Genomic DNA, 10,978 nt, shown 5'->3' on the forward strand with positions numbered 1-10,978 from the left:
ATAAAATTTAGCATTTCGGATTGATAAATCTAAAATCTGTTTTTTATCTCCCAATTGCGGTACGGTCACTTTTATTTTTTCGCCCAAATCCAAATCAAAAGGAACTATTACTTCTTTTGACATTAACTGAAAGCGCTCACGCAATTCTATTATTGCTAATTCTAGTAATTCTTCATCGGATTCTTCCAGTTTCTTCTTGATTTCCATTGTGTGCGAACGAATGATCGAACCATGAGAAATTTGCAGAAAGTTCACAAAAGCAGCACTTTCGTCAGAAACAATCGAAAACACATCAATATTGGTAATCTTCGGATTGACAACAGTGGAGCGTGATTGATAATTCTCTAAAATTTCAATTTTTTCTTTTATTTTTTGTGCTTCTTCAAATTTCATTTCCTGCGCATAAGTAGTCATCAAACGCTTGAAATCTTTCATACTCTCTTTGAAATTCCCTTTCAGAATTTCGCGAATAGCATCAACTTGTTTCTGATAATTTTCTAAAATTTCATAACCTTCACAAGGCCCTTTGCAATTCCCAATATGGAATTCCAAACACACTTTGAACTTCCCGCTCTCAATATTGTTTTTATTCAAATCATAATTACAAGTTCGCAGTGGATAAAGTTCTTTTATTAGGTCCAAAATAGTATGAACTGTTTTGAAATTAGTATAAGGCCCAAAATATTCCGAACCATCCTTGACCATTCGTCTGGTAGGAAATATTCGGGAAAATGGTTCTTTTTTAATACAAATCCATGGGTAACTTTTATCATCCTTCAACAAAACATTGTATCGTGGCATCAATGTTTTTATCAGATTATTTTCTAACAAAAGCGCGTCAGTTTCTGTAGGAACTACAATATGCTTGATCGACACAATTTTCTTTACCAACACATTGGTCTTGGCAGTATCGTGAATTTTATTAAAATACGATGAAACTCTTTTTTTGAGATTTTTGGCTTTGCCTACGTATAAAATCTTTCCTTCCTTGTCGTAATATTGGTATACGCCGGGACCATCAGGAAGGGTAAGTATTTGTAGAGCTAAATCAGGTTTGGTCATTGTTGTAAAAGGTTCTCAGAATTAAATAATTGCAGAAAAAAATCCTAATTCTTGATTTTTTCAAATTTACGAATAACATTAACGCAAACCAATACGAAAGATTTAATACCAAATAAATAATTTCTATATTTAGCTTTTTATTTTATAACATGAAAGACTCAAAACCATTAGTGATTTTTGGCGAAAGCGTTCTGCCTGGAGAAAGTAAAACTATTCAATTAGAAATTGCCCGACTACATACTACTACTAAACTTACCATTCCGATAATTATAAAACGCTCCAAAGTTGAAGGCCCGGTTGTTCTTTTTTCCGGAGGAATTCATGGTGACGAATTTAATGGTGTGGAAATTGTGCGGCAACTTATTACCAAAAAAATAAATAAACCCAAAAAAGGCACCATTATTTGTATTCCGATTATTAATATTTATGGTTTTATCAATCGTTCCAGAGATTTTCCCGATGGAAGAGATTTGAATCGCGTTTTCCCCGGAAGTAGAAAAGGCTCTTTGGCAAGTAGATTTGCTTATCATATTATAACCGATATTATGCCTCTTGTTGATTACGCTGTCGATTTTCACGCAGGCGGCGCCGGCAGATTCAATGCTCCCCAAATTAGACTTACACCAAATAATCCTGATACGAAGATACTGGCAGATGCTTTCAATGCCCCATTTACGGTTTTTTCTAAAAATATTCCAGGCTCTTTTAGAAGTGCCAGCGAAAAAATAAAAGTAAAAATGCTCCTTTTTGAAGGCGGCAAATCATTAGATGTAAATCATCACGTTGCAAAAGAAGGAGTCGATGGTGTCAAACGTTTTTTGAAACATTTGGATATGCTGGATTCAAAACAATTTGCTCCTCCACGAAGAAAACCAACCATTTATATTGAAAAATCAGGTTGGTTGAGAGCTAAATGTTCTGGTTTATTAATTGATAACAATCTCGTTGGTCAATTTGTAAAAAAAGGAACGATACTCGGTATGATAACCGATCCTTTCGGAAAATTTGAACGAAAAATCAAAGCTCCCAATGATGGGCATGTTCTAAACGCTAACCATTCGCCTATTGTTTATCAAGGCGATGCTATTTATCATCTTTCTAATACTGTAGAAGATGAACAAGAAGAAGAATAAAACCCAACAATTATCATATTTTTAATCATTAGATACTCATAATTTTGAATAAAATCTATGAGAATATGTTGTATTGGAAAAAATTATCACAAAAAGAAAGACAAGCCCGTATTGAAAAGGCGTTACAGGAAAATGTAAATTTCACGCTGGATACTTCTTTGGGTTATCCTGCTTCAAAACTGGACAGTAAAGTGTATAATGAGGAAGCTACTTTTCTGGCAAATGCTCCTACATTACAGGCGTATGTTGCCAATCCAAACCATATTGGATGTCACACTTTGGGCGTTTCAGAAAAAGCTTTTAAAGGAACACAGGAAATGGAACGCGAAGTTTTAGATGTTTTGGCTGTAGATCTTTTTAAAGCGCACCCCAATTCTTATGATGGCTATATTGCTCCCGGTGGAACAGAAGCCAATATTCAGGCCATTTGGATGTATCGCAATTACTTTAGTTATAAATTAGGTGCCAACCCTTACGAAATCGCAATTTTAGCTTCCGAAGACACTCATTATTCTGTCCCAAAAGCCGCCAACTTATTGATGTTGGACTTGTTAAAAGTGCCTGTTGATTTTAGAAGCAGAGAAATCGACACTTTTCAACTGGAAAATATTATTATTAAAGCTAAAGAAAAAGGCAAAAAATATTTTATTGTTGTTTCCAATATGGGGACTACAATGTTTGGGGCAATCGACAATCCGAATGATTATATTCATCTTTTAGAAAAACATCAACTAGTTTATAGAATACATATTGATGCGGCATATGGCGGTTTTATTTATCCTTTTAGCAACGCTGAATCTGAACTTAATTTTGAAAATGCCAAAATAAGTTCTATTACTATCGATGCTCACAAAATGCTGCAAGCCCCTTATGGAACTGGAATTTTTCTTTGCCGAAAAGGATTAATAGAAAACGTTTTGACTAAAGAAGCAGAATATGTGGAAGGCATGGATCTCACGCTTTGTGGCAGTAGATCTGGTTCTAATGCTGTTGCTGTCTGGATGATTTTATTTACGTATGGTCCATTTGGCTGGTGCGAAAAAATTAATATTCTTCAAATGAGAGCGCAATGGTTATGCCAACAATTGGATGAATTAAAAGTTCCTTATTTTAGAGAATCTTTTATGAATATTGTTACTATTCCATCTGAATTTATTGCAGATTCGTTAGTCAAAAAATTTGATTTGGTTCCGCAAAAACACAGTGATGATAATTCATGGTATAAAATTGTAATTATGGATCATGTAGAAATTGATCATTTGAGTACTTTTATAGCGGATTTAAAAGAATCACTCTATGCTGAAGAAGGAATTACGAACGAAATATAAAGCCTTGCGAAAAGAACTTACCGAGAGTGAAATAGAACAAAAAAGTCTGGCTATTGCAAATGCGCTTTTGCCACTGCCAATTTGGGACAAAACATATTTTCATCTGTTTCTGTCTATAAATGAGCAAAAAGAAATTGATACCGAATTCATTCTGCACTTATTATCTGGAAAGGATAAAGAAATTATCATTTCTAAAAGTGATTTTGAAAGCCGAAAGATGACTCATTTTCTTTTAACAGATAATACCAAAATCAAAAAAAATCAGCACAACATTCCCGAACCTGTTGACGGTATTGAAGTCCCTGCTAATAAAATTGATGTAGTCTTTGTTCCGCTTTTAGCTTTTGATAAAAAAGGAAATAGGGTAGGCTATGGCAAAGGTTTTTATGATAAATTCCTATCAGAATGCAAACCAGGAGTCATTAAAATCGGTCTATCTTTCTTTGAAGCTGAAGAATTAATTTCGGATATTTTTGAAGGAGATGTTTTGCTGGATTATTGTGTTTGTCCAAATGGAGTTTATAAATTTTAGTCATTCGTTATTCTTTAAACCCAGATTCCGCATTAAGATTATTTTTTACGCAGATTGCGCAGATTCGCGCAGGTTTTTAAATTGCTAAAAGAAAAAAAATCCGTGTTTATCAGTTTAATCCGTGTCATCCGTGGTCTATTGCGTAATCTGGGTTAAAATAGAAAGATTAAAATCTGTCCGCTGTAACATAATAAATGTAAAACCATTTACAAGTTTGGAGCAGGATTTTATTCCAACTTGCGTCTGGTCATGAAGTAATCTCTGTATGCTTTTTTTGATGTGATTGAAAAAAGTCATTTTAATTCATTGTATTTGGTTTCTTCGTAAAATCTATTTCGATTCGATTCAATTGAGTTTCCAAAGTTGTCTTTGAAGCTTGATTTTAAATTATACGAACCATAACCTTCTTGATGGCTTACTTTTATTCCCAAAATCAGAGAATCATTGATTACTTTTACATTATAGATTTCCTCTGCTGAACCATCATCGTGTACAAGATTTGCAAACTTTGTGGTTGAATTATTTTCCTGATTTTTAGGTGCCGTTATCGTAGAATATTTTTCATTCTTTTTGTCTAATAGGATTAAATAGCTAAAATCATCACAACCAGTTGAGCCATTATCATCGGACGCTCCCATTTCAAAATTGGTAATTGGAAAAATTGAAAACGCTTCTTTTTTCTCATTTTGGAAATCTAGGTTTTCGGTTTTATTTATTTCGTACACTTCTCGGCCAAAAACTAAATACTTTTTTCCCTTGTAACCAATCTTTATGAAATTAGCTTTCAAACAATAATCTTTACTGTTTTCGATATTAAAAAACGTACTGCTTTTTTCTAAAATTTGAACTTTTGAAATTTCGTTAATTTTAAGTTCTCCGATTTCTTTAAAATTTTCATCAAAAAGTTTTATGCTTCCAATCAATAAAATCCCCTCTTTAGAGTATTTTTCAAAATTAGTTTTAGGCTCTTCTTTTTCTTTTTCGAGATTGTTTGATTTACCCGTTTTGATTTCAGAAATTTTATCTGAATTTGATTCTGTTTTACTTCCGCAACTCAAGATAAATATGGCGGGCAAAAGAAGTAATGCTTTTTTCATTTTATTAATTTAGTTTTTGTAGTTACACAAATATAAATGTAGGAACTTGTCATCGCCTACCTGATCTGGAACCCTTGTGCAGAAAGTTTTTATTGAACATATATTCCCGAAAATAACTTTTCTTCGTCAAAATACAATGTTACTTTGTATGGTGTATTTTTGATTTCAATATAATTTGAAATTTTCAGATCAGCATAATTTAGTATGTCATTTTTATCGAATAATTTTATTACATCTTCATATTTCATACCTGCCTTTAGACCATTTTCAAAAGAAATTTCAACTTTTTTAAAATTTTGAAAAGAATAACTTTTCAAAATATTATCTCTTTGATTTTCTGCATTTTTACCCTTACTTGCAAAATTGAAATAAAGATCATGATACTCGTCTCTATATATTACTTCTAGCAAATTCAAATCTGAATCTTCAGCCAGCATTTTCTCGAATTTTGTATTTATTTTAGATTTTACAAAATCGAATTCATTTGTTTTACCAAGAATTAATCCATTTATATTCCAGTTTTTGTCTATTATTAGAATGGGTTTATTTTTGACATCTTCAGGCTTTGTTGAGTTTTTAACTAACTCTTGAGTGTATTTTTCATTGTTGCAACCACCAAAATCTATCAGCCCGTTAAATGTATCCCAATAACAAGTTTTGGATAAATTTATATTATTGAGAATGATAAGTCTTTCGTAATCCGGCGCATAAAAAATAAATTTATGTTCTTTTTTTATAGACCAATACAATCCATTATCTGTGTTCGGATTTTTTACCCCTTTTCCATATTTTGCTTCCAGTTTTTTCAAAATTTCCGTTTTCAAACTTTGGGTTTTCATCTCAATTCTTACTCCATAAATTTTGTTTTCGGCATCTTGTTTTTTCAAAGTCTCGTTTAATTCTTTTACGTTTTTTAAAGGTTGTAAATCAACATGACCGCCACCAAATCTTGTAATACTATCAGTTTTTAACTTTTCAGAACTAATTTGAAAGATTACGTTCTGCCCTTCTAGATTAATCCCATCAAAATTGTATTTTCCAGAATTTTCAATTTCCAATAATAAACAAAAAGGATACTCAACGGTTTCAATTCCAATTAATACTTCATCATTAAAATCAATTACATTTTCAATTAATTCATTCAATTTTAATTTAGATAAATCTGTTTTATCTTGTCCTTTACAAGATATTATTAATGCCGGAATAAATAGTAATAAGGGATTTTTCATTCGTGTATTTTTAAGTTAATTCATTAAAATAGATTGTCTTTGATTTTTTGTTTTTGGCTTATTTGATTCTTCTTTGCAGTAAAGCATAAAAAATGAAATTAGTATGACATCTTATTGTTATTTATTTTATTTCTTCTAAATCTGCGGGAAGGATTCCATCAATTCCAAATGGTTCTTCATTATTTATTTTTAAGTTTTTAGTTTTTTATATAGAGATACATTTATGCTAAGTATTGCTTGTTAATCCTTTCCTCTGGTTTTTCACAAAACAGGTATAAACAAATTAGGAATATCCATTCTAAAGGTTTCATCAGAATATATGTCAAATTAGACATTTGTTCGGTGTTGATTTTCTTCGATAAATTATATCCATATTTATCATAATTATGACGTATTACACGATGCAGTCTAGGAGAAAGGTTTTCTACCATTTCCTCAAATGCGTTTGCAATAAGCAATTGGCGGTTAACGATTATTGTTTTTCCGTGTCTTTTTCCTAATCGTAGCGGCTTAACAATTTTTGGATTTCCAGATACTGCAACGGTACATAGATAATGCCCTTTATGGTCTAAAAAAGGAGGATGTATGTGTTGGGAAAATCTCCAGGTTGCTGTATCTGTGAATACTTTTATCAGAGAATTTGAATCTTGGCCAAATAAAATAAGTATTATTGTTATGACCAGCAATAAAGGAATAAGTAGAATAATACTCCATAATGGCAAATTGTTTTTTTGAGCTAAAAACAGATTTATTTTATGAAGAAACGTATTTGAATATGTCTTATCATTTGCTGTCATCATTTTGTCTTTAACAATATAAGCAGTAAGAAATATCGAAATTAATATACCCATAATTGGTGCAGGCAGGAAAAAAAATAAAGCACCTGATTCATTATGAGTGCCAAAACCATTTAAATCCTCTATATTATGTTTTGATAGCTGCAGTAAAACAAAAAAATTGACGACTATACCAATAATAAAAAAGCAGAGCGATAATACTTTTGCTAATGGTGGTAATTTATGACCTCTTAACCAAATCAATAGAATAGAAACATTAAAAGCTATATAATAAAAAATTAAAGTAATAATATGTTTCCCCCCAAAAGGAACATAACATTCCATATCAATGGGGTCAATTGCGGTGTAGTATTCGTTATCATGAACTTGCAATCCGCAGAGTATTAATATTTGTGAGAATACGTAAATGATTCCTGTAATAAGTTCTGAAATCGAAATGCTTTTTTTAATTTTTTTTAGAATGAAAACCGTAAGGATAGTTATTCCTAAAAAGCCAAGTAAAATATAAGTCATTAAGAGAGAGTTTGTGTTTTATTTCTATTTAATACAAGTTGCTTGACACGCAGACAGTGAGGTAATTTAGCTAACACCCAACGCTTGTGAACATTCCAATAGGTTTAATTATTTTTCCATTTTCGCATGGCTTAGATAAATATAGCGTTGGTCGAGAGACGTTGTAATGATTTGAAGTGTCAATAATTAGGTCGATTTTGTTATCTCCGTCTATATCTCCTGCAAAAATTATTTGAATCATTGAATCGTCAAAGCTCGGCTGGGCAACAATAAGTTCTATTTGTTTCTTTCCATTTATGTTTGCTGTTAAATAAAGTTTGTAATTGTATACTAAATATGAAGTTAAATTTTCACCATCCTTTTTTTTCTCTCCTGTCGCAAACAGAGTATAGTTAATACCTGAAAAAGAAAAATTAAACTTTTCATCCACAGCAATGGTTTCAGGAATTTTAATGACTGTTATTTTTCTTTCCGTTAAGTATGGAAGTTTATCGATTAAAATTATGCAAGTATCATTGATTGTTGTGTTCACTTCCCAGCCTGTTTGATCACTTTCGTTTTCATCAAGTATTGGGTCATTTACTCGTTTTGTTATTATTTTGGTTTCAGAAAGTCTGTACCCTTCTGAGGTTTTAAAAAGACCAAACCAATTTTTTTTATCTGCGTTTTGACTTACTTCATCTTCATGAAAATTTCCAGTTAAAAGAATTTCAACTTTTAGAATAGTGTCAACGGGAAATGAATAATTATCAGTCAGTTCAGTTCTGTCATTTACGGTTGCAATTTTAGATTGCGCAATGATTTTCTTTGCCTGTTTTTTTTCGACAATTTTTTCTTCATTCGATTTATTACAACTCAATAGTTGAAAAATCAGAACTAAAAAAAGTAATTTTTTAGATGTTATTTTCATGTTGTTAATAATAGGTTAAAAACAGAATGTCGTTTTTGGGTTTTAAATGAATATCTAAGTTTAAAATGAGTTATTGCTGAATTTTGTCAAGCTCCTCCCGAAGCAAAACCATTGTTAATGGAATTTTATTTATTCACGTTCCTGTTTTCTTCCATTTCAAAAGACATAATTTAAGGATTTGTGCAGAACAATAGGCCTAATTTAATATTGCAGAGACGCACTTAGCAGTCAAATTGAATACTAATTTCAGATACTTTTTGTAGCAATTTATTTTCCTTGGCTTCAGAAGATAAAAACAAAATTACTCTTCGTTCTTCATAGTCTCTGTTCGCTTCAAAAATAAAATCAAGTTTTTCATCTTTGTCCAGATCTCCAATGAAGATAACTTTCACAAATGTATCGTGAAAGGATTCTTGAAAAAGTAATAATTCTTCTTTTGAGGTTTCTGTTTTTATAAATAATTTATAATCTTCAACATCATGCCACACCTCATTTTCTCCTGTTTCATTGGTTCTGTCCTCGCTGCTTTTTATTTTTCCTTCGGCTCGCAGATAATATTTTTGATTATTGAAAACCAATTCTGATTCTTCATCCGGCCAAATGAATTGTTTGAGAATATTCAAATGCTCCACCTTTCCGACAGCTAACTTTTTATACTCTAAAAGTAAAAGTGTTTTTCTGTCTGTGTCAATCGATTTTGTTTCAGTTCCAGCACAGTCATCATATCCTTTCGAAATAGTATATTTTGCTTTTTTAATAAAGTAATCTCCATCTTCTTCACATAATTCAAACCAATCAGAATTTAATTGTTTTGTTAAATCATCTTTTTCCCATATGCGATAGGTAGTTGGTAATAAAATGTGAAACAAATCAGTTTCAGTCTCAGGAGTCTCTTCTTTAAAAATAGCTATGGAATCTGTTTTGGTTTTTACTGTTTCTTGATGAGAATTTGTTTTAATCATTTCCTTTTTTGATTCTTTACAGGAAAAAATCAGAATACAGAACAATAGTATTGAATAGCTTTTATTAATTTTCCAAAATAATTTCATATTTATATTTTTGTTTTATTAGTTAACTTTTTGATTTCCTTCAAAAGTTTTAGGCTTAAATTATCAATTCCATAACATACAAGAGCGAAAAGATGAATTGATAAGATTAGGAACAGCATTAACATAGATTTTTCATGAATTGGAGAAAAATAATTATTATAATTGTTGTAGGAATCAGAATTGTTGTCAGCAGTTTTATCCACAATTTTTGGCTTGACATGAGAACTAAAGCAATTCCAATTAATGTAATAAGGAAAATTAGAGTATCCAAAATGATTCCACCTAAACATCCGGAAATGATTAGTAAAAATCCAAAAGCGTAAAAATGCTTTTTCATTTTAAAAATAGTTTTATATGACTTTTCATAAAGCTTACTCTGATGTTTTAGGACGAGATAAAAAAATATTATTGGGATTACAGAACATTTGTCAAAAAATAAAAAATAATTATATGTAAAAAACACATTGTCAAACCTATACTGTTTATCAGACCAATTCTTTTATTCAAAATTTTACGGGAATAAACGATTGAAAAAACATTGTAAATAATATAAAATGGAGAAGTCAACAACGTGAATAAGCCAAATCCAAGACCGCTATCACCATGATGTAGACTTGGATTTTTTGGAATTAAAATCATTATCCATAAGAAGCAATAAAACAAATATATTACCAGATTGACTACCAAATGAAAAATCCATTGCTTCCCGAATTTTTCCATGCTCTAAAAACCATTTTTAACAAGAATTACAGGCTTATTGCAAAACACAATAGCAGCTTTTTGACTTTTGACAAATTTAATTGCCTTCCCTTCTAACAATTAATTCTATTACTAGTCTGTATAATTATGATTACAATATTACACAAAAAAACTCACAAAATAAAATACTAAAATTCCTTAAAAATGTCATACTTCATCTGCAAGTACTGATGATGTTTCTAATTATATTGAAAAAGTTTTAACAAAAACTAGTGATTTCATTTTAGATGGGATTTTTTTTGAGTTCGTATGAGTAATTGAAATCTTTCCTTGTCGGTTTGCAAAATAAATTAAGGGAACATTTACTTCCTTTAAATCTAAGTTTGATTTTTTAGTTTTTGACGCAGAATGATCAGCTTTTTCTATTATTGTTTTTTGTATCGATAAAGTTTATGCGCTCTAATTTATAAGTGGTACTTTTGCGTTATAAACCTACTAAACTTATGAGAAAATTTAAAACTTCGAGCTTTTTAAAGCAGATTATGATTATGCTGTTTGCTTTTACATTATCAAACTGCAGTGTTGGAATAGGAACAAGCCATAGCGCTCCTAAAACAAAGAAAGTTCCT

The 10,978-nt window shown here is 30.8% G+C and carries 10 protein-coding genes; 4 read left to right on the forward strand and 6 right to left on the reverse strand.

What is annotated here, in order from left to right:
• Nucleotides 1-1,062, reverse strand: a 1,062-nt coding sequence (gene uvrC / locus VLC96_RS17980; RefSeq protein ID WP_325265137.1) for an excinuclease ABC subunit UvrC, incomplete at its 3' end; no start/stop codon positions are given.
• A gap of 149 nt (nt 1,063-1,211) precedes the next feature.
• Between uvrC and VLC96_RS17985 the strand changes: the two genes are divergently transcribed.
• The 3 genes from VLC96_RS17985 to VLC96_RS17995 are packed head-to-tail and all read left to right on the forward strand — an operon-like array spanning nt 1,212 to nt 4,055.
• On the forward strand, nt 1,212-2,195 hold the full coding sequence (locus VLC96_RS17985; RefSeq protein WP_325265139.1) for a succinylglutamate desuccinylase/aspartoacylase family protein: 984 nt from the start codon (nt 1,212-1,214) through the stop codon (nt 2,193-2,195).
• 44 nt (nt 2,196-2,239) lie between these two features.
• A complete protein-coding gene (locus VLC96_RS17990; protein WP_325265141.1) occupies nt 2,240-3,523 on the forward strand; it encodes a pyridoxal phosphate-dependent decarboxylase family protein in 1,284 nt (427 codons plus the stop codon).
• A complete protein-coding gene (locus VLC96_RS17995; protein WP_325265142.1) occupies nt 3,492-4,055 on the forward strand; it encodes a 5-formyltetrahydrofolate cyclo-ligase in 564 nt (187 codons plus the stop codon). The genes VLC96_RS17990 and VLC96_RS17995 overlap by 32 nt, the downstream gene beginning before the upstream one ends.
• A gap of 293 nt (nt 4,056-4,348) precedes the next feature.
• On the opposite strand, the gene VLC96_RS18000 is transcribed toward VLC96_RS17995, so the two are convergent.
• From VLC96_RS18000 to VLC96_RS18020, 5 genes are all read right to left on the reverse strand, one after another.
• Nucleotides 4,349-5,152 carry a hypothetical protein gene (locus VLC96_RS18000; RefSeq protein WP_325265144.1) on the reverse strand — a complete coding sequence of 268 codons (804 nt, stop codon included), beginning with the start codon at nt 5,150-5,152 and terminating at the stop codon, nt 4,349-4,351.
• Nucleotides 5,153-5,241: 89 nt separating this feature from the next.
• Entirely contained in the window at nt 5,242-6,381 is a 1,140-nt protein-coding gene (locus VLC96_RS18005) for a hypothetical protein (protein WP_325265146.1), read from the reverse strand.
• Between the two features lie 221 nt (nt 6,382-6,602).
• Nucleotides 6,603-7,691, reverse strand: a complete 1,089-nt coding sequence (locus VLC96_RS18010; protein WP_325265148.1) for a DUF6688 domain-containing protein — start codon at nt 7,689-7,691, stop codon at nt 6,603-6,605.
• Between the two features lie 70 nt (nt 7,692-7,761).
• Nucleotides 7,762-8,601 carry a hypothetical protein gene (locus tag VLC96_RS18015; RefSeq protein WP_325265149.1) on the reverse strand — a complete coding sequence of 280 codons (840 nt, stop codon included), beginning with the start codon at nt 8,599-8,601 and terminating at the stop codon, nt 7,762-7,764.
• Nucleotides 8,602-8,822: 221 nt separating this feature from the next.
• Nucleotides 8,823-9,563 (reverse strand): hypothetical protein, encoded by a 741-nt coding sequence (locus VLC96_RS18020; RefSeq protein WP_325265151.1) that lies wholly within the window; start codon nt 9,561-9,563, stop codon nt 8,823-8,825.
• A 221-nt stretch (nt 9,564-9,784) separates the two neighbouring features.
• On the opposite strand from VLC96_RS18020, the gene VLC96_RS18025 reads away from it, so the two are divergent.
• Entirely contained in the window at nt 9,785-9,973 is a 189-nt protein-coding gene (locus tag VLC96_RS18025) for a hypothetical protein (RefSeq protein ID WP_325265152.1), read from the forward strand.
• Nucleotides 9,974-10,978 lie beyond the last annotated feature (1,005 nt).

Source organism: Flavobacterium sp. (genome assembly GCF_035456085.1).
Taxonomy (GTDB): domain Bacteria; phylum Bacteroidota; class Bacteroidia; order Flavobacteriales; family Flavobacteriaceae; genus Flavobacterium.

Excerpts from the sequence above, each read along its gene's own strand:
- VLC96_RS18000 (WP_325265144.1), bottom strand. The coding sequence starts at position 5,152 with ATGAAAAAAGCATTACTTCTTTTGCCCGCCATATTTATCTTGAGTTGC.
- VLC96_RS18025 (WP_325265152.1), top strand. The coding sequence starts at position 9,785 with ATGAATTGGAGAAAAATAATTATTATAATTGTTGTAGGAATCAGAATT.
- VLC96_RS18005 (WP_325265146.1), bottom strand. The coding sequence starts at position 6,381 with ATGAAAAATCCCTTATTACTATTTATTCCGGCATTAATAATATCTTGT.
- VLC96_RS17985 (WP_325265139.1), top strand. The coding sequence starts at position 1,212 with ATGAAAGACTCAAAACCATTAGTGATTTTTGGCGAAAGCGTTCTGCCT.
- VLC96_RS18015 (WP_325265149.1), bottom strand. The coding sequence starts at position 8,601 with ATGAAAATAACATCTAAAAAATTACTTTTTTTAGTTCTGATTTTTCAA.
- VLC96_RS17995 (WP_325265142.1), top strand. The coding sequence starts at position 3,492 with ATGCTGAAGAAGGAATTACGAACGAAATATAAAGCCTTGCGAAAAGAA.
- VLC96_RS18010 (WP_325265148.1), bottom strand. The coding sequence starts at position 7,691 with ATGACTTATATTTTACTTGGCTTTTTAGGAATAACTATCCTTACGGTT.
- VLC96_RS18020 (WP_325265151.1), bottom strand. The coding sequence starts at position 9,563 with ATGATTAAAACAAATTCTCATCAAGAAACAGTAAAAACCAAAACAGAT.